Annotated in this window: 25 protein-coding genes; 16 read left to right on the top strand and 9 right to left on the bottom strand. The window is 53.1% G+C overall.

Going from position 1 to position 26,998, the window contains the following annotated elements:
• The first annotated feature begins 20 nt into the window (after positions 1 to 20).
• Positions 21 to 230 carry a CsbD family protein gene (locus tag GPJ68_RS23180; RefSeq protein WP_019077869.1) on the top strand — a complete coding sequence of 70 codons (210 nt, stop codon included), beginning with the start codon at positions 21 to 23 and terminating at the stop codon, positions 228 to 230.
• Between the two features lie 48 nt (positions 231 to 278).
• On the opposite strand, the gene zur is transcribed toward GPJ68_RS23180, so the two are convergent.
• The gene (zur, locus tag GPJ68_RS23175) at positions 279 to 797 is read right to left on the bottom strand and encodes a zinc uptake transcriptional repressor Zur (protein ID WP_046275041.1); all 519 of its coding nucleotides are present in this window, start codon (positions 795 to 797) and stop codon (positions 279 to 281) included.
• A gap of 115 nt (positions 798 to 912) precedes the next feature.
• On the opposite strand from zur, the gene GPJ68_RS23170 reads away from it, so the two are divergent.
• The 3 genes from GPJ68_RS23170 to pspG all read left to right on the top strand — a co-directional run bounded on the left by GPJ68_RS23170 (position 913) and on the right by pspG (position 2,883).
• On the top strand, positions 913 to 1,401 hold the full coding sequence (locus GPJ68_RS23170) for a cupin domain-containing protein (RefSeq protein WP_104651961.1): 489 nt from the start codon (positions 913 to 915) through the stop codon (positions 1,399 to 1,401).
• 107 nt (positions 1,402 to 1,508) lie between these two features.
• Positions 1,509 to 2,507 carry a tRNA dihydrouridine(20/20a) synthase DusA gene (dusA, locus tag GPJ68_RS23165; protein ID WP_016155444.1) on the top strand — a complete coding sequence of 333 codons (999 nt, stop codon included), beginning with the start codon at positions 1,509 to 1,511 and terminating at the stop codon, positions 2,505 to 2,507.
• Positions 2,508 to 2,640: 133 nt separating this feature from the next.
• Positions 2,641 to 2,883 (top strand): envelope stress response protein PspG, encoded by a 243-nt coding sequence (gene pspG, locus GPJ68_RS23160; RefSeq protein ID WP_016155352.1) that lies wholly within the window; start codon positions 2,641 to 2,643, stop codon positions 2,881 to 2,883.
• A 232-nt stretch (positions 2,884 to 3,115) separates the two neighbouring features.
• Here pspG and GPJ68_RS23155 read toward each other — a convergent pair whose 3' ends face one another.
• On the bottom strand, positions 3,116 to 4,099 hold the full coding sequence (locus tag GPJ68_RS23155) for a quinone oxidoreductase (protein WP_016155445.1): 984 nt from the start codon (positions 4,097 to 4,099) through the stop codon (positions 3,116 to 3,118).
• A gap of 64 nt (positions 4,100 to 4,163) precedes the next feature.
• Between GPJ68_RS23155 and dnaB the strand changes: the two genes are divergently transcribed.
• The 5 genes from dnaB (at position 4,164) to GPJ68_RS23130 (ending at position 9,475) form a co-directional block, all read left to right on the top strand.
• Complete coding sequence (gene dnaB, locus GPJ68_RS23150; RefSeq protein ID WP_003826610.1) at positions 4,164 to 5,579, top strand: replicative DNA helicase; 1,416 nt, start codon at positions 4,164 to 4,166, stop codon at positions 5,577 to 5,579.
• A 47-nt stretch (positions 5,580 to 5,626) separates the two neighbouring features.
• Positions 5,627 to 6,706: an alanine racemase gene (gene alr / locus GPJ68_RS23145; RefSeq protein WP_049268851.1), complete on the top strand. Its 1,080-nt coding sequence runs from the start codon at positions 5,627 to 5,629 to the stop codon at positions 6,704 to 6,706.
• Between the two features lie 129 nt (positions 6,707 to 6,835).
• Positions 6,836 to 8,029: an aromatic amino acid transaminase gene (gene tyrB, locus GPJ68_RS23140; protein WP_049268853.1), complete on the top strand. Its 1,194-nt coding sequence runs from the start codon at positions 6,836 to 6,838 to the stop codon at positions 8,027 to 8,029.
• A gap of 249 nt (positions 8,030 to 8,278) precedes the next feature.
• Positions 8,279 to 8,992: an acid phosphatase AphA gene (aphA, locus tag GPJ68_RS23135; RefSeq protein WP_003826615.1), complete on the top strand. Its 714-nt coding sequence runs from the start codon at positions 8,279 to 8,281 to the stop codon at positions 8,990 to 8,992.
• A gap of 126 nt (positions 8,993 to 9,118) precedes the next feature.
• Entirely contained in the window at positions 9,119 to 9,475 is a 357-nt protein-coding gene (locus tag GPJ68_RS23130; protein WP_016155357.1) for an MmcQ/YjbR family DNA-binding protein, read from the top strand.
• A 94-nt stretch (positions 9,476 to 9,569) separates the two neighbouring features.
• Here GPJ68_RS23130 and uvrA read toward each other — a convergent pair whose 3' ends face one another.
• Positions 9,570 to 12,392, bottom strand: a complete 2,823-nt coding sequence (gene uvrA, locus GPJ68_RS23125) for an excinuclease ABC subunit UvrA (protein ID WP_180837016.1) — start codon at positions 12,390 to 12,392, stop codon at positions 9,570 to 9,572.
• A gap of 251 nt (positions 12,393 to 12,643) precedes the next feature.
• Here uvrA and ssb1 point away from each other — a divergent pair, with 251 nt between their 5' ends.
• A complete protein-coding gene (gene ssb1, locus GPJ68_RS23120) occupies positions 12,644 to 13,171 on the top strand; it encodes a single-stranded DNA-binding protein SSB1 (RefSeq protein WP_016155359.1) in 528 nt (175 codons plus the stop codon).
• A 66-nt stretch (positions 13,172 to 13,237) separates the two neighbouring features.
• On the opposite strand, the gene GPJ68_RS23115 is transcribed toward ssb1, so the two are convergent.
• Positions 13,238 to 13,519 carry a YjcB family protein gene (locus GPJ68_RS23115; protein ID WP_016155360.1) on the bottom strand — a complete coding sequence of 94 codons (282 nt, stop codon included), beginning with the start codon at positions 13,517 to 13,519 and terminating at the stop codon, positions 13,238 to 13,240.
• A 551-nt stretch (positions 13,520 to 14,070) separates the two neighbouring features.
• Here GPJ68_RS23115 and GPJ68_RS23110 point away from each other — a divergent pair.
• The gene (locus GPJ68_RS23110; RefSeq protein ID WP_047415511.1) at positions 14,071 to 15,657 is read left to right on the top strand and encodes an EAL domain-containing protein; all 1,587 of its coding nucleotides are present in this window, start codon (positions 14,071 to 14,073) and stop codon (positions 15,655 to 15,657) included.
• Between the two features lie 2 nt (positions 15,658 to 15,659).
• Here the strand turns inward: GPJ68_RS23110 and soxS are convergent, their stop codons facing one another.
• Positions 15,660 to 15,983: a superoxide response transcriptional regulator SoxS gene (soxS, locus tag GPJ68_RS23105; protein ID WP_016155362.1), complete on the bottom strand. Its 324-nt coding sequence runs from the start codon at positions 15,981 to 15,983 to the stop codon at positions 15,660 to 15,662.
• Positions 15,984 to 16,069: 86 nt separating this feature from the next.
• On the opposite strand from soxS, the gene soxR reads away from it, so the two are divergent.
• The 3 genes from soxR (at position 16,070) to GPJ68_RS23090 (ending at position 20,286) form a co-directional block, all read left to right on the top strand.
• The gene (soxR, locus tag GPJ68_RS23100) at positions 16,070 to 16,528 is read left to right on the top strand and encodes a redox-sensitive transcriptional activator SoxR (RefSeq protein ID WP_016155363.1); all 459 of its coding nucleotides are present in this window, start codon (positions 16,070 to 16,072) and stop codon (positions 16,526 to 16,528) included.
• Between the two features lie 604 nt (positions 16,529 to 17,132).
• A complete protein-coding gene (gene ghxP, locus GPJ68_RS23095; RefSeq protein ID WP_016155449.1) occupies positions 17,133 to 18,482 on the top strand; it encodes a guanine/hypoxanthine transporter GhxP in 1,350 nt (449 codons plus the stop codon).
• Between the two features lie 157 nt (positions 18,483 to 18,639).
• Positions 18,640 to 20,286, top strand: a complete 1,647-nt coding sequence (locus GPJ68_RS23090; RefSeq protein WP_016155450.1) for a Na+/H+ antiporter — start codon at positions 18,640 to 18,642, stop codon at positions 20,284 to 20,286.
• 84 nt (positions 20,287 to 20,370) lie between these two features.
• Here the strand turns inward: GPJ68_RS23090 and GPJ68_RS23085 are convergent, their stop codons facing one another.
• Entirely contained in the window at positions 20,371 to 21,261 is an 891-nt protein-coding gene (locus GPJ68_RS23085; protein WP_016155366.1) for a LysR family transcriptional regulator, read from the bottom strand.
• Between the two features lie 101 nt (positions 21,262 to 21,362).
• Between GPJ68_RS23085 and GPJ68_RS23080 the strand changes: the two genes are divergently transcribed.
• Both GPJ68_RS23080 and GPJ68_RS23075 read left to right on the top strand, forming a co-directional pair.
• Entirely contained in the window at positions 21,363 to 21,773 is a 411-nt protein-coding gene (locus GPJ68_RS23080) for a CidA/LrgA family protein (RefSeq protein WP_016155367.1), read from the top strand.
• On the top strand, positions 21,766 to 22,455 hold the full coding sequence (locus tag GPJ68_RS23075; protein WP_016155368.1) for an LrgB family protein: 690 nt from the start codon (positions 21,766 to 21,768) through the stop codon (positions 22,453 to 22,455). Before GPJ68_RS23080 ends, GPJ68_RS23075 begins: the two co-directional genes overlap by 8 nt.
• A gap of 42 nt (positions 22,456 to 22,497) precedes the next feature.
• Here GPJ68_RS23075 and actP read toward each other — a convergent pair whose 3' ends face one another.
• The 3 genes from actP to acs form a co-directional block, all read right to left on the bottom strand.
• Positions 22,498 to 24,147, bottom strand: a complete 1,650-nt coding sequence (gene actP, locus GPJ68_RS23070) for a cation/acetate symporter ActP (RefSeq protein ID WP_016155369.1) — start codon at positions 24,145 to 24,147, stop codon at positions 22,498 to 22,500.
• On the bottom strand, positions 24,144 to 24,458 hold the full coding sequence (locus GPJ68_RS23065) for a DUF485 domain-containing protein (RefSeq protein ID WP_016155370.1): 315 nt from the start codon (positions 24,456 to 24,458) through the stop codon (positions 24,144 to 24,146). The genes actP and GPJ68_RS23065 overlap by 4 nt, the downstream gene beginning before the upstream one ends.
• A 236-nt stretch (positions 24,459 to 24,694) precedes the next feature.
• Positions 24,695 to 26,653, bottom strand: a complete 1,959-nt coding sequence (acs, locus tag GPJ68_RS23060) for an acetate--CoA ligase (protein ID WP_016155371.1) — start codon at positions 26,651 to 26,653, stop codon at positions 24,695 to 24,697.
• Positions 26,654 to 26,998 lie beyond the last annotated feature (345 nt).

Raw genomic sequence — 26,998 nt, 5'->3', positions numbered from 1 at the left:
CTAACGATGAGGACTTGATGATGAATAAAGACGAAGTCGGCGGTAACTGGAAGCAGTTTAAAGGTAAAGTGAAAGAGCAATGGGGCAAACTGACCGATGATGATATGACGGTCATTGAAGGTAAACGTGACCAACTGGTCGGTAAAGTCCAGGAGCGTTACGGTTACGCGAAAGATCAGGCGGAGAAAGAAGTGACCGATTGGGAAAAACGTAATGATTACCGCTGGTAATTAACCCTTCCCTCCTGAGAGTACAAGGATGTACGCTCTCCCACCCGCTTAACGCCCAACTTTCTTCTTCACCTGAATCGTATGGTCATGCTGGCATTCGCCAGGGTGACGACATGACTCAACCTCCACACAGGCCGGGCACAGTCCATGGGCTTCAATAACGTTATGTCGCAGGGCAAAGCCCATTTTTGCTGCCAGCGTATGCATGATGTCTTCCACGCCTTCCGCGCACTCTTCTTTTACCACACCACAGCGGTCGCAAATGAACATTGCGGAACTGTGGGTTGGCTGATCGAACAGATGGCAAAGCACATAGCTGTTGGTGGATTCCACCTTGTGCACAAACCCTTGTTCCAGCAGAAAATCGAGCGCACGATACACGGTCGGTGGCTTGGCCTGCGGCTCGGTTTCCCGCAACAGGTCAAGTAGGTCGTAAGCGCTGATTGCGCCTTCCTGCAGGCTCATCAGGCGCAGCACTTCGAGGCGTTGTGGCGTAAGCCGTACGTTGCGTTGCGCACAGAGTTTTTCAGCTTGAGTCAATAACTCCTGCGTGGTGGTTTTGTCCATTTGGCGCCTCGATTTGCGTACAAGGTTAATCCCTTACTTTAACATGTTCTGTTTAAAACACCGAGATCCACCACGGTGTGCTATACCTGACCCATCGCAATACTGGAAAATAATCATGAAAAGACCCGATTGTATTCGTCACTGGCGTGAAGTTGAGGGGGCTGATGACTCCACCTATCCCGACAGCGATGAGCTGTTTTCCATAGGTGCGCCGCTTGCCCGCAAGCTGGGGTTAGGGCGACTCGGCATTCATCATGAGCGCCTGCCGCCGGGCCGACGCACCTCGTATCCGCACGCTGAAAGCGATGAGGAAGAGTTTATCTATGTGCTGGAAGGATATCCTGAAGCCTGGATTAACGGTTATTTATGGAAGCTGAAACCGGGCGACAGCGTCGGTTTCCCGGCGGGCACCGGCGTGTGTCACACCTTTATCAATAACACCAGTGAAGAGGTACGTCTGCTGGTCGTGGGTGAGGCGAACAAAAAATACAATCGTATTTATTATCCGCTTAATCCGGTTTATGCCGCCACGCGTGAGGATCGTTGGGTCGACCATCCGCCGCAGTTTTTTGGATCTCACGACGGAAAACCGGGGCGTAAATAGCGCTTGTCGGGGAGCAGGGAGGGGGAACCGCGAGGATGTGGCTCACTATCGTAACGGTCTATGCTATAGTAGCGCCCCTTTTTTAACCGGATGCTTGAATATTCGCCATGCTGCCTGAATCTCAGTCTACCGCTTTTCCCGCTCATCGTTTTTCTATCGCGCCGATGCTCGACTGGACGGACAGACATTGCCGCTACTTTTTGCGCTTACTGTCCAGCCAGACGCTGCTCTACACGGAGATGGTAACCACCGGCGCGATCATTCATGGTAAAGGCGATTATCTGGCGTATAGCGAAGAAGAACATCCGGTCGCTTTGCAACTGGGCGGGAGCGATCCGGCTGCGCTGGCGCAGTGCGCAAAGCTTGCTGAACAACGGGGCTATGACGAAATTAACCTCAACGTGGGTTGCCCTTCCGATCGTGTACAGAATGGAATGTTTGGTGCCTGTCTGATGGGAAATGCGCAACTGGTCGCTGATTGCGTCAAAGCGATGCGCGATGTGGTATCGATTCCGGTAACGGTGAAAACCCGTATCGGTATTGATGACCAGGACAGCTACGAATTCCTGTGCGATTTCATCAACACGGTCTCCGGTAACGGTGAATGTGAGATGTTTATCATCCACGCCCGCAAGGCCTGGCTGTCCGGGCTAAGCCCGAAAGAAAACCGCGAAATCCCACCGCTGGATTATGACCGTGTTTATCAGCTAAAGCGCGATTTTCCGCATCTGACAATGTCGATCAACGGTGGCATAAAATCGCTGGAAGAAGCGAAAATCCATCTGCAACATATGGATGGCGTGATGGTGGGGCGCGAAGCTTATCAAAACCCAGGCATTCTGGCGTCCGTTGACCGCGAGATTTTTGCTGTCACCAGCGAAGATGCCGATCCGGTCGCCGTAGTGCGTGCGATGTATCCGTATATTGAGCGTGAACTGAGTAAAGGAACCTATTTGGGGCATGTCACGCGCCATATGCTGGGACTGTTTCAGGGGATTCCTGGGGCACGGCAGTGGCGTCGCTATCTGAGCGAAAATGCGCATAAAGCCGGGGCAGATATTGAGGTTCTGGAACATGCGCTGAAGCTGGTGGCAGACAAACGTTAAGTTTTCGCCAAAAGTTAGTGAATTTCACCACGCCCTGCGCTTCGTCGCGGGGCGTTTGCTTTATAAATCAATATATTAATTTTGGCATGTTTCTTGTAAAGCTGTGGAGAATATTTCATTTCGGGAGAGAGCCATGCTGGAACTACTTTTTGTGATTGGATTTTTTATCATGCTGATGGTCACCGGCGTATCTTTGCTGGGAGTGCTGGCCGCATTGGTGGTAGCCACTGTGGTGATGTTTTTGGGCGGATTATTTGCGTTGATGATTAAACTGTTGCCCTGGCTGTTATTGGCCGTTGCCGTGGTGTGGGTTATCAAGGCGATAAAAGCGCCAAAAGTCCCACAGTATCAGCGCAATAACCGCCGATTTTACTAAGGTATTGAGCGGTGTGTCACAACCTGCAACATTGCCTTTAGAAGCAAATAGGAATTGATTATCAAATCTGTCACTATTGCCAGGTTAACGAATTCATCGAGCTGTACCCTACATACAGCCGAACTAAAAAAAGAAAGGGCTTCCTATGGGAAGCCCTAATTCTTTCTTCCCCCTTCATAATTCAAACCGCAGGTTTGTTGGCGGCTTGAATTATTTAGCGGAAATGAGGGCGTTACGGGATCAGCAAACTCGACCCCTGTGTGGCCCGGCTTTCCAGCACTTCATGAGCACGCTGCGCGTCGTGCAGTGCGAACGTTTGGCCCGGTGCGACATCCACTTTGATCACTCCGCTGGCAATCAGCGAGAAAAGCTCATTGCTGGCTTCGGTTAATTCATGGTGGTTGGTGATATAACCCTGGAGTGAAGGGCGAGTCACGTACAGCGAACCTTTCTGATTCAGAATGCCTAAGTTAACGCCAGTCACCGGTCCGGAAGCATTACCAAAGCTGACCATGAGCCCCCGGCGCTGCAGGCAATCCAGTGAGGCTTCCCAGGTATCTTTCCCCACCGAGTCATACACCACCCGTACTTTTTTACCGCCAGTGATCTCTTTTACTCGTTCTACAATGCTCTCTTCACGATAGTTAATGACCTGCCATGCGCCGGCCTGCAGCGCAATTTGCGCTTTTTGCGCATTACCGACAGTGCCAATCAGCTTCGCACCCAATGCTTTTGCCCACTGGCAGGCAATCATACCGACGCCGCCTGCTGCCGCATGGAATAAAAATGGTTCATCGGGCTGAATTTCATAGGTCTTACGCAACAGATAAAAAACGGTGAGCCCTTTAAGAAATGAGGCTGCAGCTTGTTCAAACGAGATAGCGTTGGGCAAAATAGCGGTTTTATCAGCCGGGACGTTATGCACTGAGCTGTAGGCGCCCAGGGGAGACTGAGCGTAAACCACGCGATCGCCGGCTTTAATGTGCGTCACTTTGCTACCGACTTTACTGACCACGCCTGCGGCTTCGGTACCCAGACCGCTGGGCAGAGAAGGCGGTGGATAAAGACCACTGCGGATATAGGTGTCGATATAGTTGATCCCAATCGCTTTGTTCTCGACCTGGATTTCATTTTCCGCCGGGTCTACAGGCGTAAACTCCACAGCCTTGAGTACATCAGGGCCACCATGCTTGTGAAATTCAATACGTGTTGCCATGCTTCCTCCAAAAGAAATGTGGTAATCTTTCGACCCAATCATTATCTCGGTAACTCCATTCACTATGGCAGGAAATAAACCCTTCAACAAACAACAGACTGATGCTCGTGAGCGCGATCCCCAGGTCGCCGGGCTGAAAGTACCGCCGCACTCGATTGAAGCGGAACAGTCGGTGTTGGGCGGTTTAATGCTGGATAACGAGCGCTGGGACGATGTGGCTGAGCGTGTGGTGGCGGAAGATTTTTATACCCGACCGCACCGGCACATCTTCACCGAAATGCATCGCCTGCAGGAGATGGGAAAACCCATCGATCTGATCACGCTTGCAGAATCGCTGGAAGTTCAGGGGCAACTGGACAGCGTCGGCGGTTTTGCTTACCTGGCTGAGTTATCTAAAAATACGCCAAGTGCAGCGAACATTAGTGCTTATGCGGATATTGTCCGCGAACGTGCCGTTGTTCGTGACATGATTTCGGTGGCGAACGAGATCGCAGAAGCCGGGTTTGATCCGCAAGGCCGTTCCAGTGAAGATCTGCTGGACCTCGCGGAATCCCGCGTCTTTAAAATTGCTGAAAGTCGCGCCAATAAAGACGAAGGTCCGAAAAATATTACCGATGTGCTCGACGCTACCGTCGCGCGTATCGAACAGCTGTTCCAGCAGCCACACGATGGTGTCACCGGGGTCAACACCGGTTATGACGACCTTAATAAAAAGACTGCTGGTTTGCAGCCGTCAGACTTAATTATCGTCGCCGCGCGTCCGTCGATGGGTAAAACGACATTTGCAATGAACCTCGTCGAAAATGCGGCGATGCTGCAAGATAAGCCGGTTCTTATCTTTAGTCTTGAAATGCCCTCAGAACAGATCATGATGCGTTCCCTGGCCTCACTCTCACGTGTAGACCAAACCAAAATCCGTACCGGTCAACTGGATGATGAAGACTGGGCGCGAATTTCCGGAACAATGGGTATTTTGCTGGAGAAACGAAACATCTATATTGATGACTCCTCCGGCCTGACGCCAACGGAAGTGCGCTCGCGTGCCCGTCGTATCGCCCGCGAACACGGTGGTATCGGACTTATCATGATCGACTACCTGCAGCTGATGCGCGTGCCGTCGCTCTCCGACAACCGTACGCTGGAAATTGCTGAAATTTCCCGCTCGCTGAAAGCGTTAGCGAAAGAACTGCATGTGCCGGTGGTGGCGCTGTCGCAGCTTAACCGCTCTCTGGAACAACGCGCCGATAAGCGTCCGGTCAACTCGGATCTGCGTGAGTCCGGCTCCATCGAGCAGGATGCCGACTTAATCATGTTTATCTATCGTGATGAGGTTTATCACGAAAACAGCGACTTGAAAGGCATCGCCGAGATCATTATCGGTAAACAGCGTAATGGTCCGATCGGTACGGTGCGCCTGACGTTTAACGGTCAGTGGTCGCGCTTCGATAACTATGCTGGCCCGCAGTACGACGACGAATAACAACACTGAATCAGGTTACTCAAGCAAATACTTATCAAGGAATACAAATGCAAGCGGCAACTGTAGTCATTAACCGCCGCGCTCTGCGACACAACCTGCAACGTCTGCGTGAACTGGCTCCAGCCAGTAAACTGGTTGCGGTCGTGAAAGCGAACGCTTACGGCCATGGTCTGTTAGAGACCGCGCGAACGCTCCCCGATGCGGACGCTTTTGGTGTCGCTCGTCTTGAAGAAGCCCTGCGGTTGCGAGCGGGAGGGATCACGCAGCCCATCCTGCTGCTGGAAGGATTTTTTGATGCTTCCGATCTGCCGACTATCTCCGCGCAGCGTCTGCATACTGCCGTCCACAACCAAGAGCAGCTTGAAGCTCTGGAAGCCGCGGTACTGGCTGAACCGGTCACCGTCTGGATGAAGCTCGACACGGGAATGCACCGCCTGGGCGTGCGTCCTGAGCAGGCCGAGGCGTTTTATCAGCGCTTGACGCAATGCGAAAACGTGCGCCAGCCGGTCAATATCGTCAGCCACTTTGCGCGCGCGGACGAGCCAGAGTGCGGTGCGACCGAAAAGCAGCTCGATATCTTCAATAGCTTTTGCGCAGGTAAACCGGGCCAGCGTTCGATCGCCGCGTCGGGAGGTATTCTGCTGTGGCCGCAGTCTCACTTCGACTGGGCGCGTCCGGGGCTGATTCTGTATGGCGTATCGCCGTTGGAAAACCACTCTATCGGTGCCGATTTTGGCTGCCAGCCGGTGATGTCGCTGACTTCCAGCCTGATTGCGGTGCGTGAACACAAAGCGGGCGAGCCGGTTGGCTATGGTGGAACCTGGCTGAGCGAGCGCGACACGCGTCTTGGCGTAGTGGCGATGGGCTATGGCGATGGTTATCCGCGCGCAGCGCCGTCTGGGACACCGGTACTGGTCAATGGCCGTGAAGTGCCGATCGTCGGTCGCGTCGCGATGGATATGATTTGCGTCGATTTAGGTCCCGAGGCGCAGGATAAAGCCGGCGATTCGGTTATCCTGTGGGGTGAAGGCCTGCCCGTTGAACGCATTGCTCAAATGACGAAAGTAAGTGCTTACGAACTTATCACGCGCCTGACCTCAAGGGTGGCAATGAAGTATATCGATTAAGTTCATGATGTGCCGGATAAGGCGGTTACGCCGCCATCCGGCAATATTCCTCTCAACATCCTCTCGATCTTCTCCCGCTTCCGGTTTATTGTGTTCTTAACCCCTGCCTGTAAACCTGGAGAACCACACGTGTTTCAAAAAGTTGACGCCTACGCCGGCGACCCGATTTTATCGCTCATGGAGCGTTTCAAAGAAGATTCACGTAGCGACAAAGTGAACCTCAGCATCGGTCTGTACTACAACGAAGACGGCATTATTCCTCAGCTTAAAGCGGTGGCAGAAGCGGAAGCCCGACTGAATGCCAAACCGCATGGCGCTTCGCTGTATCTGCCGATGGAAGGTCTGAACACTTATCGCCATACTATTGCGCCGCTGCTGTTTGGCGCAGAGCATCCGGTTCTCCAGCAGCAGCGCGTCGCAACGATTCAGACGCTGGGCGGCTCCGGTGCGCTAAAGGTTGGCGCAGACTTCCTGAAACGCTATTTCCCTGATTCTGGCGTGTGGGTCAGCGATCCGACCTGGGAAAACCACATCGCGATTTTTGAAGGTGCTGGATTCGAAGTAAGTACTTACCCCTGGTATGACGACACCACCAATGGCGTGCGTGTCAACGACCTGCTGGCCACGCTGAACACCTTACCGGCGCGCAGCATCGTACTGCTGCATCCGTGCTGCCATAACCCGACGGGTGCGGATTTAACCCCCGCGCAATGGGATGGTGTCATTGAGATCCTGAAAGCTCGCGATCTGATCCCGTTCCTGGATATTGCTTACCAGGGTTTCGGCGGTGGAATGGAAGACGATGCTTATGCGATCCGCGCCATTGCCAGCGCCGGATTGCCTGCACTGGTCAGCAACTCATTCTCGAAGATTTTCTCTTTGTACGGCGAGCGTGTCGGCGGACTTTCAGTGGTCTGTGAAGACGCTGATGCCGCCAGCCGCGTTCTGGGGCAGCTAAAAGCGACGGTGCGTCGTAACTATTCCAGCCCGCCAAACTTTGGTGCGCAGGTTGTGGCCGCAGTGTTGGGTGATGACGCGCTGAAAGCCAGCTGGCTGGCGGAAGTCGAAGAGATGCGTACCCGTATTCTGGCGATGCGCCAGGCGCTGGTTAACGTATTGAATGCGGAGATCCCTGGTCGTAACTTTGATTACCTGCTGCAACAGCGCGGGATGTTCAGCTATACCGGGCTCAGCGCTGCTCAGGTCGATCGCCTGCGCGATGAGTTCGGTGTGTACCTGATAGCCAGCGGTCGTATGTGCGTGGCTGGGTTGAATCACGGTAACGTGCAACGCGTGGCGAAGGCATTTGCCGCCGTCATGTAACCGGGTTTTTAGGCCTGATAAGCGTCGCGCCATCAGGCATTGTATTGCCGGATGGCGGTGTAATCACCTTATCCGGCCTACTTTCTTTCACCGTGCTATTGGTCTGTTTTCCAATGTGATCATGCTCTTTTTCCAGGACAAAACCAGAGAAAATCCTTCCTTTCCCTCCCCCTAAGGGGTAAGGTCAGATAGTTTTTTGACCAGTTGTTAATAAAAAAATGATAACTAACTGACTACTTAGGGAAAAATATGCGCAAGTTTACGTTGGCACTGAGTGCCGTTTGTTTATTGTTCACGCTAAATCAGCCGGCCCAGGCGTTAGTTTCCTCTCCCTCTCAGCTTAATCCAGGCACCAACGTTGCAAAACTCGCTGAGCAGGCACCCATTCACTGGGTCTCCGTGGCACAAATTGAAAACAGCCTGACCGGACGCCCGCCGATGGCCGTCGGGTTTGATATCGATGACACCGTCCTCTTTTCCAGCCCAGGCTTCTGGCGCGGAAAAAAAACGTATTCTCCGGACAGTGAGGATTACCTGAAAAATCCGGCCTTCTGGGAAAAAATGAACAATGGCTGGGACGAATTCAGCATTCCGAAAGAAGTGGCGCGTCAGTTGATTGATATGCATGTGCGTCGCGGCGACAGCATCTTTTTCGTAACCGGGCGTAGCCAGACGAAGACCGAAACGGTGTCGAAAACGCTGTCCGATAACTTTCACATCCCGGCCGGCAATATGAACCCGGTCATTTTTGCCGGTGATAAGCCGGGCCAGAATACGAAAACGCAGTGGCTGCAGGATAAAAATATCCGCATGTTCTACGGCGACTCTGATAATGACATTACCGCCGCCCGAGATGTGGGTATTCGCGGTATTCGTATTTTACGCGCTTCTAACTCCACTTATAAACCGTTACCACAGGCCGGCGCGTTTGGTGAAGAGGTGATCGTCAACTCGGAGTATTGAGGATGTTGCTTGCGGTTGTTGTTTTTTTAAACAAATTTGCGTTACCTGCTTTTACCTTTTGCGGACTTGCTGCACACTGAATAAAAGATGTTCTCATTAGGCAATATGCTGGTAAGGGGAATTAAGATGACAAATTCGGAGTTGCTGCAATACTGCATGGCAAAAATGGGCGCCGAGCAGAGCGTACACAGTGACTGGAAGGCCACACAAATCAAAGTCGAAGATGTGCTTTTTGCCATGGTAAAAGAGGTGGAAGAACGCCCGGCGGTGTCACTGAAAACCAGCCCGGAACTGGCAGAGTTGTTACGTCAGCAGCATAGCGATGTACGGCCAAGCCGGCATCTCAATAAGGCGCACTGGAGTACGGTGTATCTGGACGGCTCGCTGCCGGATTCGCAAATCTACTACCTGGTAGACGCCTCTTATCAGCAGGCCGTAAACACGCTGCCGGAAGATAAACGCCGGATACTGGCGCAGTCCTGATCTGTTTTCCGAAATGAGGCGCCAGCGCCTTATCCGGCCTACAAGCAATTATGCATATTTTGTAGGCCTGATAAGCGTAGCGCCATCGGCATGATTACAACAGTGGTTTGAGGAAACGAGCCGTGTGTGAGGCTTCACACTCAGCGACCGTTTCTGGTGTGCCTGAAACCAGAATTTCCCCGCCGCCGCTGCCGCCTTCCGGACCGAGATCGACAATCCAGTCAGCGGTTTTTATCACGTCCAGATTGTGCTCAATCACTACGATGGTGTTGCCCTGATCCCGGAGCTGATGCAGCACGTCCAGCAGTTGCTGAATATCCGCAAAATGCAGACCGGTGGTCGGTTCATCGAGAATATACAGCGTTTGCCCGGTACCGCGTTTGGACAGTTCACGCGCCAGCTTCACGCGCTGCGCTTCACCGCCCGAGAGCGTGGTGGCGGACTGACCCAGTCGGATGTACGTCAGACCCACGTCCATCAGCGTTTGCAGCTTACGCGCCAGCGCCGGAACGGCATCGAAGAACTCACGCGCCTCTTCAATCGTCATATCCAGCACTTCGTGGATAGTCTTGCCCTTGTACTTAATCTCCAGTGTTTCGCGGTTATAGCGTTTGCCTTTACACTGATCGCACGGCACGTAGATATCCGGTAAGAAGTGCATTTCGACTTTGATCACGCCGTCGCCCTGACAAGCTTCACAGCGTCCGCCGCGGACGTTAAAGCTGAAACGACCCGGAGTATAACCGCGCGCACGCGACTCCGGCACGCCGGCAAACAGTTCGCGCACTGGCGTAAACACGCCGGTGTAGGTTGCCGGGTTAGAGCGCGGCGTACGGCCAATCGGGCTTTGGTCAATGTCGATCACTTTGTCGAAATGTTCCAAGCCCTGAACATCACGATATGGCGCGGGTTCAGCCAGCGTGGCGCCGTTCAGCGCCGTCTGCGCAATCGGGAACAGCGTGTCGTTAATTAGCGTCGATTTACCCGAACCGGAAACACCGGTAATGCAGGTAAATAAACCAACCGGCAGCGTCAGCGTGACATCTTTCAGGTTGTTACCGCGCGCGCCGGTCAGCTTCAACACTTTTTCCGGGTCTGCCGCCACGCGCTGTTTCGGCACTTCAATCTTGCGCTTACCGCTCATGTACTGGCCGGTCAGCGACTCAGGCACGGCCATGATATCTTTTAGCGTACCTTCGGCAACCACCTGGCCGCCGTGAACGCCCGCGCCGGGGCCGATGTCGATGACGTGGTCAGCGGCGCGAATCGCGTCTTCATCGTGCTCAACCACAATGACGGTATTGCCCAGATTACGCAGGTGGATAAGCGTACCCAACAGACGCTCGTTATCGCGCTGATGCAGACCGATAGACGGTTCATCCAGCACGTACATTACGCCGACCAGACCTGCGCCGATCTGGCTTGCCAGACGAATACGCTGGGCTTCGCCGCCGGAGAGCGTTTCTGCTGAACGCGACAGCGTCAGATAGTTGAGGCCGACGTTGACCAGGAACTTCAGACGATCGCCAATCTCTTTGAGAATTTTCTCTGCAATCTTCGCTCGCTGACCCGCAAGCTTCAAGTTGTTGAAGAAATCCATGGCGTGACCGATGCTCATGTCGGAAATCGCGGGCAGCGGCGTATTTTCGACAAATACGTGGCGGGCTTCCCGGCGTAAACGCGTCCCCTCACAGCTGGCGCACGGTCGGTTGCTAATGAACTTGGCTAATTCTTCACGTACCGCGCTGGATTCCGTCTCTTTATAACGGCGCTCCATATTGTGCAATACGCCTTCGAACGGATGGCGGCGTACGGACGTATCGCCGCGATCGTTCATGTATTTAAATTCGATATTCTCTTTGCCGGAACCGTACAGCACCACTTTATGCACGGCAGGGTTCAGGCTGGCCCATGGGGCTTCGACGTCGAATTTATAGTGTTCCGCCAGTGACTTAATCATCTGGAAGTAATAGAAGTTACGGCGATCCCAGCCGCGGATAGCACCACCGGCCAGCGACAGTTCCGGATTTTGGATCACCCGGTCAGGATCGAAATACTGCTGCACGCCGAGACCGTCACAGGTCGGGCATGCACCCGCTGGGTTATTGAACGAGAACAGACGTGGTTCCAGCTCGCGCATGCTGTAGCCGCAGATCGGACAGGCGAAGTTGGCGGAGAACAGCAACTCTTCCGCTTTCGGATCGTCCATATCGGCGACCACCGCCGTACCACCGGACAGTTCCAGCGCGGTTTCAAAGGATTCAGCCAGTCGCTGGGTGAGATCGTCGCGTACTTTAAAGCGGTCAATCACCACTTCAATAGTGTGTTTCTTTTGCAGTTCAAGCTTGGGCGGATCGGAAAGGTCGCACACTTCACCGTCGATACGGGCGCGGATATAGCCCTGGCCTGCCAGGTTTTCCAGCGTTTTAATATGCTCGCCTTTACGCTCTTTAATCACCGGCACCAGCAGCATCAGACGTTTGCCTTCCGGCTGCGACAGAACGTTGTCCACCATCTGGCTAACGGTCTGGGCCGCCAGGGGAACATCGTGATCCGGGCAGCGCGGTTCGCCAACGCGGGCAAACAGCAGACGCAGATAGTCGTGAATTTCGGTAATCGTACCTACCGTGGATCGCGGGTTGTGGGATGTCGATTTTTGTTCAATTGAGATGGCGGGAGACAGCCCCTCAATGTGGTCGACATCCGGCTTTTCCATCAGCGACAGAAACTGACGCGCGTACGCGGAAAGGGATTCAACGTAACGACGCTGCCCTTCGGCATACAAGGTGTCGAAAGCGAGCGAAGATTTGCCTGAGCCCGAAAGCCCGGTGACGACAATCAGCTTGTCGCGCGGGATGACGAGGTTGATGTTTTTGAGATTATGGGTGCGGGCGCCCCGAACTTCGATCTTATCCATTCATCTTTCCCGGATTAAACGCTTTTTTGCCTGGCTGCATGGTGCTACCGGCGATCACAAACGGTTAATTATGACACAACCTGACCTGAATGGATATACAGTATTGGAATGCAAAACGCAGATGCCTGTGCAACAATGTCTGTCTGGGGTTGTTTACTGGAATCGATCTCGCAACGTAGTAAAAGCGCTATTGGAAATGCTACAATCCCGCGCTTACACTTATTCAGTAACGTTTTTCAGGAGACACGATCATGGCCAGCAGAGGCGTAAACAAGGTGATTCTCGTCGGTAATCTGGGCCAGGACCCGGAAGTACGCTATATGCCGAATGGTGGCGCAGTTGCCAACATTACGCTGGCTACTTCCGAATCCTGGCGTGATAAAGCGACCGGCGAAATGAAAGAGCAGACTGAATGGCACCGTGTGGTGCTGTTCGGCAAACTGGCGGAAGTTGCCAGCGAATATCTGCGTAAAGGTTCCCAGGTCTATATCGAAGGTCAGCTGCGTACCCGCAAATGGACCGATCAATCCGGCGTAGAAAAGTACACCACTGAAGTTGTGGTTAACGTTGGCGGCACCATGCAAATGTTGGGCGGTCGTCAGGGTGGTGGGGCTCCGGCAGGTGGCGGCCAGCAGCAGGGGGGTTGGGGTCAGCCTCAGCAGCCGCAAGGTGGCAATCAGTTCAGCGGCGGCGCGCAGTCTCGCCCGCAGCAGCAGTCGGCTCCGGCAGCGCCGTCTAATGAGCCGCCGATGGATTTCGACGACGATATTCCGTTCTAATCCTTCTGCTTTTCGCTGAAAATTATGGCTACCTCAGAACTGGGGTAGCCATATGCAATTCTGTTATCAGTTCAACACCATCGGCCAGTCTGGCGGTGTATGACTCATCACTTCAACCATTACGGTTTCAATGTTCTTCCAGATTGCGGACATATCCACCAGGGTTATGCCGAGTAATCCGGTCGCAAACCAGCAGGCAAATACCAGCCCTAAACCGCTGCTAATGACGGCCAGGCCAATATAATCTGATTTACGAAAACGGATATTGAGCGTACTGGCTAAAAACATCAGCACTGCACTGAGTAATTGCCACCGCAGAAGAACCACGCCAGTTGTTATCGTTGCCATGAAAAACGTCCTCAGAAAGTCTGGATGCCCAGGACAGCGCGGGGGTGTTCACCGAGGGTGTAGTACTCTGGCTATCGACGGGCAATAACATGAATGAAACATCGTTTCTGTTACATGATTTTTGTGAACTATATCACATATGCTCGTTTGTTCACCAGTGTTGGGCGTATTTTTTGCAGGATGATAACCATGTTAAATATGTGGTTATATTTAAGGAAGCAATGATACTAAATAATCAATCTTAAAGATGTATTTTTGTTACCTGTTTTATTTATCCTAAATTCATCGTTAAAAAAATCTAATGAATTTCTTAAATAAAGCCAGGATAGTGCTTATAAAAAATTACTCCTTGGGGATAATAACGTTATGAAATAAGCATAACTTTAAGTTTGCCTTACGGAAAAATAATATCATCATCAACTATTATCAGACTTTTACATAGAGAAGTCTGTTGCTAATACTGATAGATTCATGCAACTTAATCAGTCGGTGTTTATAGCATCTTGCCTTAATGGGTTCTGGCATATACGAAACAGGGAAACAGGGCTGACATGAATCACAGTGCGCGACGCAAGATACTGAAGTTCCTCGGAACATTCATGGTGGTATTGCTCCCCGTGGTGCTGGCGTTATGGTTTGCTCAAATCCGGGCAATGTCCGAAACCCGTAATCAACTTCGCTCTTTTGCGCAACTGGTGTTAAATAAAACTGAATTGGTGATCCAACAAGCCGATTTAGCGCGAGATATGGCCCTGTTGTATCAAGGTAAGATGTGTACCCCGGCACATCAGAAAAATATGCTAGATATTATTCGTGGTCGTTTATATATCAGCGAGCTAATTTATGCGCAGGGCGATCATTTTTTGTGCTCTACGTCGATGGCGCCGCCAGTCGCCTATATTATGCCGACCGCCGACTATAAACGTACGCCGGACATCTCCATCTATTACTATCGCGATACCCCCTTTTTCGCTGGCTACAGAATGACGTATATGCAACGTGGAAACTACGTTGTCGTCATCAACCCATTATCTTACAGCGAAGTTATGTCAGATGACCCGGATCTGTCCTGGGGCGTGTATGACACGGTAACGGGTACTTTTTTCTCTGCCAGCGAAGGGGCGCCTATTGCGCAGTTATTGCCGTTGGTGCACGGTGAAGCCTCAACCTTCCAGTTGGACGAGCGCTTCTACACCAAAGTGCATTCAGAAAAACGCCCGATTGCGATTATTGTGTCGACCTCGGATAAACGCATACATTCGATTTTCTATCATGAGGCTGCGTTAACGATTCCTTTCGGGATTATCTGCAGCATCCTGATGCTGTTAATGTGGTGGCGCACGCGTCAGGAATACTTATCTCCCCGCCGCTTGTTAAAACGCGCAATCAAAAAACGTCAACTGTGTCTGCACTACCAGCCGATCATTGATATCGAAAACGGCCAGTGCGTAGGGGCTGAGGCTCTGCTGCGCTGGCCGGGCTGTGATGGTGAAGTAATGAGCCCAACCGAGTTTATTCCGCTGGCTGAAAAAGAGGGAATGATTGAGCGGATCACGGATTACGTGATTGAAGAGGTATTCAACGATTTAGGATATTTTCTTTCGGCGCATCCTCAGCTTTATATCTCGATAAACCTCTCTGCTTCTGACTTTCATTCATCCCGACTTATTGCCCTGATTACCGACAAAAACCGTGAGTACTCTGTGGCGGCCCAGCAAATTAAAGTCGAGGTGACGGAACGCGGTTTTATTGATGTAGATAAAATGACCGCGGTAATCCAGGCGTTTCGTCAGGCGGGTTATGAAGTGGCGTTTGATGATTTTGGGACGGGATATTCCAATCTACACAATTTATCCGCGTTGAATATCGATATCCTGAAGATCGACAAATCATTTATTAGTACGTTGTCCACCAACAGCACCAGTCACCTGATTGCCGAACATATCATCGAAATGGCGCAAAGCTTACACCTGAAGATGATTGCGGAAGGGGTAGAGACGGTTGAGCAAATCGAGTGGCTGCGCGAACGTGGCGTACAGTATTGTCAGGGCTGGTATTTTGCGAAGGCGCTGCCGCCACAGGAGTTCATGCACTGGATACAACGGTCGCCCGCCATACTGACGCAGAGCGGGCAATAATCTTACAGGCGGTGGCGGTAATCGCTGGGGGTACGATCAAACTCGCGGCGAAACACGCGTGAGAAGGTTTGTTGTGATACATAACCAAGATCCATCGCGATATCGAAAATAGGTCGCTCGGTCGTCCGCAGTTCAACAGCAGCCAGCAGGAGTCGACGCTGGCGGATATAATCACCCAACGTCTGGCGCATCACCGTGCGGAACATTCTCTGTAAATACCACTTCGAGTAACCTGATTTTTTCGCCACCGCCTCAATGTTCAGCGGCTGATCGATATGGTCGTCAATCCATTCAATAAGGGTCTGAATAATCTGCTGATGGGACATAGGGCTGCCTCTTTTTCAGTATTCGATTCGTCGTTTTGTCTGTGGGCGAGTATAATTCCTCAAGTTAACTTGAGGTAAAGCGATTTATGGAAAAGAAATTACCCCGAATAAAAGCGCTGCTCACGCCTGGTGAAGTCGCAAAGCGTAGCGGCGTAGCGGTATCAACCCTGCATTTCTATGAAAGCAAAGGGTTAATCAGCAGTATGCGCAACAGCGGCAATCAGCGCCGATACAGACGTGATGTGTTGCGTTATGTGGCGATTATCAAGATTGCTCAACGCATCGGGATCCCGTTGGCAACGATCGGTGACGCGCTCGGCGTATTACCTGAAGGACATTCGCTCAGTGCTAAAGAGTGGAAGCAGCTCTCTTCGCAATGGCGTGAAGAGCTGGATCGACGCATTCATACTTTAGTGGCGCTACGCGATGAACTGGATGGGTGTATTGGTTGCGGTTGTTTGTCGCGCAGCGATTGCCCGTTGCGTAACCCAGGCGATCAGCTTGGCGAGAAGGGGACCGGGGCACGTCTGCTGGAAGATGATTGATGTGAAATATCTGATGGATTGACGGATATAAAACTAAAGCGCCACAGAGGGCGCTTTAGTTTGGTTCCGGTCTTTGTCTTTCACTCTATCCCGCTGGTTCACGGGAGGGTTTCCCCCGACATCAACACCCCTCAGTCGAGCACATTAGGTGAGGTTCCGGTCTGTGTTGATAATGTAATTGTAAGCCACCTCTCTCCATTTACCAGTGAAATGGTGATTTTTTAGCCAAAAAATTTTCCGCATCTTCACCGGTTTTCTTGCGCAAGTTTGCGTGAAAAAGGCACACCGATGTTGTAATAACTCCGCAAATTTTGTTGCCAGACTGCGTATTGACGATAACGTTTGCGCATCGACTGATTATTTATTGCGCGTTATAAGAAGAAATGAGTAAAAAGCGGCAAAGTTCAGTTGAAAACCAGCGTATGATCGCTGGATAATCGTTTGCTTTTTTTTACCACCCGTTTTTTATGCGCGGAGCTAAACGTTTGCTTTTTTGCGACACCCCTATTGACGCAAACCTGGCACATGGAGAAAACGTTTAGCAGGCAGTGGATTGTCCAGCACGCATAATGACGAAAAAATAAACTCTCAGGGGATGTTTTCTATGTCTACGCCTTCAGCGCGTACCGGCGGTTCACTCGACGCCTGGTTTAAAATTTCGCTCCGCGGCAGTACCGTTCGTCAGGAAGTCGTTGCCGGATTAACGACGTTCCTGGCCATGGTCTACTCCGTTATCGTGGTTCCGGGGATGCTGGGTAAAGCCGGATTCCCGCCTGCCGCTGTATTTGTGGCAACCTGTCTGGTCGCGGGCGTCGGTTCTATTGTGATGGGCCTGTGGGCAAACCTGCCGCTGGCGATTGGCTGCGCCATTTCTTTGACGGCGTTTACCGCGTTCAGCCTGGTACTGGGACAACATATCAGCGTGCCTGTTGCGCTGGGTGCGGTGTTCCTGATGGGTGTCCTGTTTACCATCATTTCCGCGACCGGTATTCGTAGCTGGATCCTGCGCAATCTACCGCAGGGTGTTGCGCACGGTACGGGGATTGGTATCGGCCTGTTCCTGCTGCTGATTGCGGCAAACGGCGTGGGTCTGGTTATTAAAAACCCGCTGGACGGCCTGCCGGTTGCGCTGGGCGATTTCGATACCTTCCCGGTGATTATGTCGCTGGTAGGTCTGGCGGTGATTATTGGCCTCGAAAAACTGAAAGTACCGGGCGGCATCCTGCTGACTATTATCGGTATTTCCGTAGTGGGTCTGATTTTCGACCCGGCCGTACATTTCTCCGGTATTTTTGCCATGCCGTCTCTGAGCGACGAAAACGGTAACTCGCTGATCGGTAGCCTGGATATTATGGGCGCACTAAACCCAATCGTACTGCCGAGCGTGCTGGCGCTGGTCATGACCGCTGTCTTCGATGCGACCGGAACCATCCGTGCGGTAGCCGGACAGGCGAATCTGCTGGATAAAGACGGACAGATTATTGACGGCGGCAAAGCGCTGACCACCGACTCCCTGAGCAGCGTGTTCTCTGGCCTGGTGGGCGCTGCACCGGCGGCGGTTTATATTGAATCCGCAGCGGGTACGGCGGCAGGCGGCAAAACTGGCCTGACGGCGATCACCGTTGGCGTACTGTTCCTGCTGATCCTGTTCCTCTCTCCGCTCTCTTATCTTGTACCAGTATATGCAACGGCACCTGCGCTGATGTATGTGGGCCTGCTGATGTTGAGCAACGTAGCGAAAATCGACTTTGCTGACTTTGTCGACGCTATGGCGGGGCTGGTAACGGCCGTATTTATCGTGCTGACCTGTAACATCGTGACCGGCATTATGATTGGCTTTGCTACCCTGGTGATTGGCCGTATCGTCTCTGGCGAATGGCGCAAACTGAACATCGGCACAGTGGTCATCGCCATCGCGCTGGTGGCCTTCTACGCTGGTGGTTGGGCTATCTAATCCTCATTTGATGAAGATTCTGAAAACGGGTGGCTTTGGCCGCCCGTTTTTATTTTCACAACACTCTCGTTGTCTTTTGCGTTACTCTCAAGTAGATAGAATTGAGGTACGACGCCTCTCATCACTGATCATAAGAAACATCGCAAACAGGGAACGCATGGAAATCTTTTTCACCATACTCATCATGACCCTTGTGGTCTCGCTGTCGGGGGTTTTTACTCGCGTATTGCCATTCCAACTCCCTTTACCCCTTATGCAGATCGCCATCGGCGCCTTGCTGGCGTGGCCGACGTTTGGTTTGCATGTGGAATTCGATCCTGAGCTTTTTCTGGTTCTGTTCATCCCGCCGCTGCTTTTCGCCGATGGCTGGAAGACGCCAACCCGTGAGTTTCTGGAGCACGGGCGAGAGATCTTCGGCCTTGCGCTGGCGCTGGTTCTGGTCACGGTGGTCGGGATTGGCTTTATGATTTACTGGCTGGTGCCGGGGATCCCTCTCATCCCGGCCTTTGCGCTGGCCGCTGTCCTGTCGCCAACCGATGCCGTGGCCCTTTCCGGCATAGTGGGGGAGGGACGCATACCGAAGAAAATCATGGGTATCCTGCAGGGCGAAGCGTTGATGAACGACGCCTCCGGTCTGGTATCACTGAAATTTGCCGTCGCCGTGGCGATGGGCACGATGGTGTTTACGGTTGGTGGCGCAACGCTTGAATTCTTCAAGGTAGCGATTGGCGGTATCCTGGCCGGTTTTGTCGTCAGTTGGCTGTACGGGCGCTCCCTGCGTTTTCTCAGCCGCTGGGGTGGTGATGAACCGGCAACGCAAATCGTTCTGCTGTTCCTGCTGCCGTTTGCGTCTTACCTGATTGCGGAACACATCGGTGTTTCCGGCATCCTCGCGGCGGTCGCAGCCGGGATGACGATCACCCGTTCCGGGGTAATGCGCCGGGCGCCGCTGGCGATGCGTTTACGTGCTAACAGCACCTGGGCGATGCTGGAGTTTGTGTTTAACGGCATGGTTTTCTTGCTGTTAGGACTGCAGTTGCCGGGGATTCTGGAGTCTTCTTTGGCGGCGGCAGAAGCCGATCCGAATGTTGAAATCTGGATGCTGTTTACCGATATCGTGCTGATTTACGTGGCGCTGATGCTGGTACGTTTTGGCTGGCTGTGGACGATGAAGAAGTTTAGCCTGCGCTTCCTGAAGAAAAAGCCGATGGAGTTTGGTTCCTGGACGACGCGTGAAATTATGATCGCCTCCTTTGCGGGCGTGCGTGGGGCCATTACTCTCGCCGGTGTGCTCTCTATTCCGTTGCTGTTACCGGATGGTAGCGGCTTCCCGGCGCGATATGAGCTGATCTTCCTTGCCGCGGGCGTGATTCTGTTCTCGCTGTTTGTTGGCGTGGTGATGCTGCCGCTTCTGCTGCAACACCTGGAAGTGGCAGACCACTCGCAGCAGCAGAAAGAGGAACGAATTGCCCGCGCTGCCACGGCCGAAGTGGCGATTGTCGCCATCCAGAAAATGGAGGAGCGTCTGGCCGCAGATACCGAAGAGAACATCGACAATCAGTTGCTCACCGAGGTGAGTTCACGCGTCATCGGTAACCTGCGTCGACGCGCCGACGGACGCAACGACGTGGAAAGCTCGATGCAGGAAGAAAACCTCGAGCGGCGTTTCCGTCTGGCGGCCCTGCGTTCCGAGCGCGCGGAACTTTATCACCTGCGCGCCACGCGGGAAATTAGCAATGAAACGTTGCAAAAACTGCTGCACGATCTGGATTTGCTGGAAGCGCTGTTGATCGAGAACGAATAAACGGTTGTGCCTGATGGCGCTACGCTTATCAGGCCTACGGAATCCAATTGTAGGTCTGATAAGCGTTAAGCCGCACCCGGCATTTTACGACTCTTGCGTTAGCCAGAACCCTTCACAGCATTTGAGCCACGCCTGGGCGCTGTGCGACAGATACACACCTTCGCGCCAAATCATGCCCAACTGCCAGCGTAAATCACTCTCCAAAGGGATCCAGCGCAGCGTCTGCTTATCCAATCGCTGGCAAATCGGCTCCGGTAAAATGGCGATCCCGACTCCGGCTTGCACCATCGCCGCCAGAAAATCCCACTGCCCACTGCGTACCGCGATGCGGGGTTTGACGTTGTGCTGGTTAAACAGCTCAAGCAACTGACGGCTCAACGCGAAATCTTCGTTATAGATAAGCAGGGGATGCTCCGCTAACGCCTCGGGGGAAATGGATTCACACGTTGTCCACTGACCGGAGCGGGGGACCAGCACGCAGAGCGGATGGCTAAAAAGCGGTAAGGTCGCCAGGCCGCTCTCTTCTTCAACCGGCAGCGCGGTCATCGCGACATCCAGATCGCCATTCATCACCGCCTGCTGGACGGTTAAGCCTCCAAATTCAGACACCTTCAGTTCAACGCCGGGATAGCGCTGGCGAAACAGGCTGATAGGCCCGGCCATCAACATACCGACCATGGGGGGGATGCCGAGGCGCAGCACTCCCTTGTTGAGGTGATTAATGTCGCTGAGTTCTGCTTCGAGCTGGCGAAACTCGGCGAGGATCGCCAGGCCGCGTTCGAAAACAACCTGTCCAGTGTCGGTTAACAGCAGTCGCCGACCGTCGCGGATTAACAGCGTGCAGTTAAGCTCGTCTTCAAGGTTCTTCAACATCTTGCTGATGGTGGGCTGGGTGACAAAAAGCTTCTCCGCTGCGCGGGTAAAGCTCTGCTGACGAACCACCTCAACAAAATAGCGCAGCGTTCTGATATCCATGATTATTCCTTAAGACTATGCCTGCAATGAGTTTAATTCATTTCAGTCCTGGACGGGGGCTCTCTATACTGGCGCTCTCTATTTTTTAAGGACATACCCTCATGGCTGTGGCGATAAGCCGCGTGACGCCTGCCGTTATTCATCGACTCCAGATCCCCGTTCAGGTTCTGTTGTACGCAGGTCTATTTGTATTTGCTCAATATCTTGTCTCCTGGTTGCATCTGCCGCTTCCTGCCAACCTGGTTGGGATGGTGCTGATGTTGGCGCTGATTGTCTGCCGGGTTATCCCGTTGAACTGGATTCGCGCAGGCGCTCGCTGGTTACTGGCTGAAATGCTGCTGTTTTTTGTTCCGGCGGTGGTGGCTGTCGTCAACTATACGCAGCTGTTGTTGGTCGATGGTTGGCGCATATTTGCTGTCATTGCGCTAAGTACGTTGATGGTGCTTGGCGCAACGGCGTGGGTCGTGGATAAAGTGTATCGCTATGAAATGAGCAGGCTAAACCGTGAGTAATTTCCAGCTAAGCGTGCTGTGTCTGGTGATTACGCTGGGCATCTATTTTGCCAACAAGCGCCTGTATCGCCGTTTTCGTAAATTACCGCTGATGCCGTTAGTGTTCACTCCGGCGCTGCTGGTCCTGATGCTGGTCTTCGGGCATATCTCCTGGCAAAACTATATTGGTGAATCGCACTGGTTGCTGTGGCTGTTAGGCCCTGCGACCATCGCTTTTGCCGTTCCGGTTTATGACAACCTTGCCGTGATTAAGCGGCACTGGATGTCACTGACGGCGGGCGTGGTGACGGCAACGCTGGTGGCCGTTACCAGTTCCGTGTGGCTGGCGCGTCTGTTTATGTTGCCTGATGAAATCCAGCGTAGCCTGGCGGTGCGCTCCGTCACCACGCCGTTTGCGCTGGCAGCAGCAGAGCCGTTGGGTGGGCAACCAGACCTGGTGGCATTGTTCGTGGTAGTGACCGGTGTATTTGGTATGGCGGTTGGCGATGTACTGTTTTTACGGCTTTCTATTCGGGAAGGGATGGCGAAAGGCGCAGGATTTGGCGCAGCCTCGCATGGTGCGGGCACGGCGCGCTCTTATGAGCTCGGCCAGCAGGAGGGCGTGGTCGCCAGCTTGGTGATGATGCTTTCCGGCGTGGTGATGGTGCTGGTGGCACCGCTGGTCGCGATGGTGATGTTCTGAAAAAATGCCCCGGTCTTTCAGACCGGGGATGAGGAGGAGTGGTTAGTGCGCGCGACCTTGTTCTACGCCGTACCCGGTCTGGGAACGGATGAACTGGGCACGGAACTGCTCGCGTTCGCGATTACCTTCTTCTGAGTTATCGGTAGCAGAGAAGAACCAGATCCCGAGGAACGCTACGCTGATGGAGAACAGCGCCGGATATTCATACGGGAAAATGGCTTTTTCGTGACCAAGGATCTGGACCCAAATCGTCGGGCCAAGCACCATCAGCACCACCGCCGTCAGCAGACCTAACCAGCCGCCCAACATTGCGCCACGCGTGGTCAGTCTTGACCAGTACATGGAGAGCAGAATGATCGGGAAGTTGCAGCTGGCTGCGATAGCAAACGCCAGACCTACCATGAAGGCGATATTCTGGTTCTCAAACAGCACGCCGAGCAGGATGGCAATCACGCCCAGCACCAGTACGGTGATTTTCGACACCTTCAGTTCTTCACGTTCGGTTGCGCCTTTACGGAACACGTTGGCATACAGGTCGTGAGAAACGGCCGATGCGCCCGCCAGCGTCAGGCCTGCAACCACCGCCAGGATGGTGGCAAACGCCACGGCTGAGATGAAGCCCAGGAACAGGTTGCCGCCCACTGCATTCGCCAGGTGAACCGCCGCCATGTTGTTACCGCCGATCAGCGCGCCAGCAGCGTCTTTATACGCCGGGTTAGCGCCTACCAGCATGATCGCGCCAAAGCCGATGATAAAGGTCAGAATGTAGAAATAACCCATAAAACCGGTGGCATAGAACACGCTCTTACGCGCTTCGCGGGCATCGCTGACAGTGAAGAAGCGCATCAGGATGTGCGGCAAGCCTGCCGTACCAAACATCAGGCCGAGACCTAACGACAGGGCGGAGATCGGATCTTTTACCAGTCCGCCCGGGCTCATAATGGCTGAACCTTTCGGGTGTACCGCCATTGCTTCGGTGAACAGGTTGTTGAAGCTAAAGCCGACGTGCTTCATCACCATAAAGGCCATAAAGCTGGCGCCGAACAGCAGCAGAACGGCTTTGATGATCTGTACCCAGGTGGTCGCCAGCATGCCGCCAAACAGGACGTACATCATCATCAGCACGCCAACCAGTACGACGGCGATGTGATAGTTTAGACCAAACAGCAGCTCAATCAGCTTACCTGCGCCGACCATCTGGGCGATCAGATACAGCGCGACCACCACCAGAGAACCACAGGCCGACAGAATACGGATTGGTCCTTGCTTCAGACGATAAGAAGCAACATCTGCAAAGGTGTAACGACCCAGGTTACGCAGACGCTCAGCAATCAGGAACAGGATAATTGGCCAGCCGACCAGGAAGCCGAGTGAATAGATCAGCCCGTCATAACCGGAGGTAAACACCAGCGCGGAAATCCCGAGAAACGATGCCGCCGACATATAGTCGCCCGCAATCGCCAGCCCGTTCTGGAAACCAGTGATGTTACCGCCGGCGGTGTAGTAGTCATTACGCGAACGTACGCGCTTAGACGCCCAGTAAGTAATACCGAGCGTAAAGATGACGAAAATCAGGAACATGACAATCGCCTGCCAGTTGGTTGGCTGGCGTTGGACTGCACCGCTAATAGCATCCGCCGCGTTTGCGGCGAAGGGCAGCGTGGCGGCAAGCGCCGTCAGGACTCTCTTCATGATGCTTTAACCTCGTGCAGAACCGCATTGTTCAGGCGGTCGAATTCACCGTTTGCCCGCCAGATATAGATCCCGGTCAGGATGAAGGAGATGAGGATCACACCGACCCCAATCGGAATACCCCGGGTGACGCTGGTTCCCGCGTGTAGCGGCGTACCCAGCCAGCCAGGCGCAAAGGCAATCAGTAAAATAAAGCTGATGTAAACTGCCAGCATGATGATGGACAGAATGGTGGCAAACCGTTGCCTTTTTTCAACTAACTCCCTGAAACGCGCACTGTCTTCTATCCGCTGATAAATAGAGTCATTCATCACAGAGTTCTCCAGAGGCCCTCTTCGTCTTTCACGTTGCAAGTGTGTTGGCCGCACTCGCCCACCTCAGTCACATAGTGAACTATGCTCCTGGGGATGCGCTCGCTTGCCGCCTTCCTGCAACGCGAAATCCTTTGGGGTGGGTTATTATATTTTCCCTCCCGGTCAGGGGAGGGGTAGGGGTAGGATTTGTAGGCCCGATAAGCCGTACACCATCGGGCATTTCACGGTTGTGGTTATGATGGCATCGCGATGGCCTGCTTCTCTTCGAGCAGTTTCTCTACCACGCCAGGATCGGCGAGGGTCGAGGTATCGCCCAGATTGCTGGTATCGCCCGCCGCGATTTTACGCAGAATACGGCGCATGATTTTGCCGGAGCGGGTTTTCGGCAGTGAGTCGGTCCAGTGCAGCACGTCTGGCGTTGCCAGCGGACCAATTTCTTTACGTACCCAGTTGCGCACCTCGGCGTACAGCTCAGGTGACGGCTCTTCGCCGTGATTCAGCGTGACGTAGGCGTAGATCGCCTGGCCTTTAATATTATGCGGAATACCCACCACCGCGGCCTCGGCGATCTTCGGATGCGACACCAGTGCCGATTCGATTTCTGCCGTTCCCAGACGGTGGCCAGAGACGTTCAGCACATCGTCCACACGACCGGTGATCCAGTAATAGCCATCTTCGTCACGACGCGCGCCGTCGCCGCTGAAGTACATATTCTTGAAGGTAGAAAAGTAGGTCTGCTCAAAGCGTTCGTGATCGCCAAACAGCGTTCTCGCCTGGCCCGGCCACGAGTCGGTAATCACCAGGTTGCCTTCGGTCGCGCCTTCCAGCGGATTACCCTCGTTATCGACAATCGCAGGCTGTACGCCAAAGAACGGACGGGTTGCGGAACCCGCTTTCAGCTCGGTGGCGCCCGGCAGCGGGGTGATCATGAATCCACCGGTTTCGGTCTGCCACCAGGTATCGACGACCGGGCATTTTTCGTTGCCGATCTTCTTCCAGTACCACTCCCATGCTTCCGGGTTAATTGGCTCGCCAACGGAACCCAGGATACGCAGCGAGGAGCGGTCAGTGCCTTCAATCGCTTTATCACCTTCTGCCATCAGGGCGCGGATGGCGGTCGGCGCGGTATACAGAATATTGACCTGGTGCTTGTCCACAACCTGCGACATACGCGCCGGGGTTGGCCAGTTTGGCACGCCTTCGAACATCAGCGTGGTTGCGCCGCAGGCCAGCGGACCGTACAGCAGGTAGCTGTGCCCGGTTACCCAACCCACGTCAGCAGTACACCAATAAATATCGCCCTGATGGTAGTCAAACACGTACTTAAAGGTGGTTGCGGCGTAGACCAGATATCCGCCGGTGGTATGCAGCACGCCTTTCGGCTTGCCGGTTGAACCGGAGGTATAGAGGATAAACAGCGGATCTTCCGCGTTCATTTCTTCTGGCTGATGTTCCGGGCTGGCTTTCTCGATAAGATCGGACCACCACAGGTCACGGCCTTCCTGCCATTCCGTTTTTCCACCGGTACGTTTGAGGACGACCACATGTTCCACTGTTTTCACGTTCGGGTTTTTCAGCGCATCATCGACGTTCTTTTTCAGCGGGATAGCGCGGCCGGCGCGCACGCCTTCGTCGGCGGTGATCACCAGACGTGAATTGGAGTCGATGATACGTCCGGCGACGGCCTCTGGTGAGAAACCACCGAAGATGACCGAATGCACCGCGCCAATGCGGGCGCAAGCCAGCATAGCAACCGCCGCTTCCGGCACCATCGGCATATAAATGGCCACCACGTCGCCTTTTTTAATGCCTAAATCCAGTAGTGTATTGGCGAAACGGCAAACATCGCGATGCAGTTCGCGATAAGTAATGTTTTTGCTTTGGGTGGCGTCATCGCCTTCCCAAATGATGGCGGTGCGATCGCCATTTGCCTGTAAATGACGGTCAAGGCAGTTTGCGGCCAGGTTCAGGGTGCCGTCTTCGTACCATTTAATCGACACGTTGCCTGGTGCGAAGGAGGTGTTCTTCACCTGGCTGTACGGCTTGATCCAATCAAGTATCTTTCCCTGCTCGCCCCAAAATGTGTCGGGTTCGTTAACGGATTGCTGGTATTTCTCTTCGTACTGCTCCGGGTTTATCAGGCAACGATCCGCAATGTTTGCGGGAATAGCGTGTTTATGTATTTGGCTCATGGCTTTTGTTCTCCTTGTAGGATGTTAATAATATGTCTCATAAACGTTAAATGTAGGGGCTTTGAGAGTTTTGTTTAGTATTTGCGCGGCAGATCACGCAATAAACGAATTGTGCAAATTAGCGGCAAACTTAATTTTGAAGGGAACTAGCAAAAATTGATTAAATCTCGCGATAACATGTAGTTATCTAAAGGATTATTGAAAAGGTGATCTGTCTCTGAATTAGACAAAAGAGTGAGGAGTTAGAGGGGGTTTATAACTCTAAAGTGGTATTTTACATACACTTACAATTGATTAAAGACAACATTTTCAGTGTGGTTTCTTGTTACAAATAGGGTGGAGCAA

The organism is Citrobacter sp. 172116965 (assembly GCF_013458095.1).
Lineage (GTDB): Bacteria > Pseudomonadota > Gammaproteobacteria > Enterobacterales > Enterobacteriaceae > Citrobacter > Citrobacter braakii.
The sequence above is the reverse complement of the archived record's forward strand: the minus strand, read 5'-3'. Positions and strand labels throughout refer to the sequence as shown.

Excerpts from the sequence above, each read along its gene's own strand:
- GPJ68_RS23065 (WP_016155370.1), bottom strand. The coding sequence starts at position 24,458 with ATGAATGACTCTATTTATCAGCGGATAGAAGACAGTGCGCGTTTCAGG.
- GPJ68_RS23180 (WP_019077869.1), top strand. The coding sequence starts at position 21 with ATGAATAAAGACGAAGTCGGCGGTAACTGGAAGCAGTTTAAAGGTAAA.
- GPJ68_RS23115 (WP_016155360.1), bottom strand. The coding sequence starts at position 13,519 with ATGGCAACGATAACAACTGGCGTGGTTCTTCTGCGGTGGCAATTACTC.
- alr (WP_049268851.1), top strand. The coding sequence starts at position 5,627 with ATGCAAGCGGCAACTGTAGTCATTAACCGCCGCGCTCTGCGACACAAC.
- pspG (WP_016155352.1), top strand. The coding sequence starts at position 2,641 with ATGCTGGAACTACTTTTTGTGATTGGATTTTTTATCATGCTGATGGTC.
- GPJ68_RS23090 (WP_016155450.1), top strand. The coding sequence starts at position 18,640 with ATGGAAATCTTTTTCACCATACTCATCATGACCCTTGTGGTCTCGCTG.
- GPJ68_RS23130 (WP_016155357.1), top strand. The coding sequence starts at position 9,119 with ATGACAAATTCGGAGTTGCTGCAATACTGCATGGCAAAAATGGGCGCC.
- GPJ68_RS23085 (WP_016155366.1), bottom strand. The coding sequence starts at position 21,261 with ATGGATATCAGAACGCTGCGCTATTTTGTTGAGGTGGTTCGTCAGCAG.
- ssb1 (WP_016155359.1), top strand. The coding sequence starts at position 12,644 with ATGGCCAGCAGAGGCGTAAACAAGGTGATTCTCGTCGGTAATCTGGGC.
- GPJ68_RS23155 (WP_016155445.1), bottom strand. The coding sequence starts at position 4,099 with ATGGCAACACGTATTGAATTTCACAAGCATGGTGGCCCTGATGTACTC.
- soxR (WP_016155363.1), top strand. The coding sequence starts at position 16,070 with ATGGAAAAGAAATTACCCCGAATAAAAGCGCTGCTCACGCCTGGTGAA.
- actP (WP_016155369.1), bottom strand. The coding sequence starts at position 24,147 with ATGAAGAGAGTCCTGACGGCGCTTGCCGCCACGCTGCCCTTCGCCGCA.
- aphA (WP_003826615.1), top strand. The coding sequence starts at position 8,279 with ATGCGCAAGTTTACGTTGGCACTGAGTGCCGTTTGTTTATTGTTCACG.
- soxS (WP_016155362.1), bottom strand. The coding sequence starts at position 15,983 with ATGTCCCATCAGCAGATTATTCAGACCCTTATTGAATGGATTGACGAC.
- GPJ68_RS23170 (WP_104651961.1), top strand. The coding sequence starts at position 913 with ATGAAAAGACCCGATTGTATTCGTCACTGGCGTGAAGTTGAGGGGGCT.
- dusA (WP_016155444.1), top strand. The coding sequence starts at position 1,509 with ATGCTGCCTGAATCTCAGTCTACCGCTTTTCCCGCTCATCGTTTTTCT.
- uvrA (WP_180837016.1), bottom strand. The coding sequence starts at position 12,392 with ATGGATAAGATCGAAGTTCGGGGCGCCCGCACCCATAATCTCAAAAAC.
- GPJ68_RS23080 (WP_016155367.1), top strand. The coding sequence starts at position 21,363 with ATGGCTGTGGCGATAAGCCGCGTGACGCCTGCCGTTATTCATCGACTC.
- GPJ68_RS23110 (WP_047415511.1), top strand. The coding sequence starts at position 14,071 with ATGAATCACAGTGCGCGACGCAAGATACTGAAGTTCCTCGGAACATTC.
- zur (WP_046275041.1), bottom strand. The coding sequence starts at position 797 with ATGGACAAAACCACCACGCAGGAGTTATTGACTCAAGCTGAAAAACTC.
- dnaB (WP_003826610.1), top strand. The coding sequence starts at position 4,164 with ATGGCAGGAAATAAACCCTTCAACAAACAACAGACTGATGCTCGTGAG.
- acs (WP_016155371.1), bottom strand. The coding sequence starts at position 26,653 with ATGAGCCAAATACATAAACACGCTATTCCCGCAAACATTGCGGATCGT.
- ghxP (WP_016155449.1), top strand. The coding sequence starts at position 17,133 with ATGTCTACGCCTTCAGCGCGTACCGGCGGTTCACTCGACGCCTGGTTT.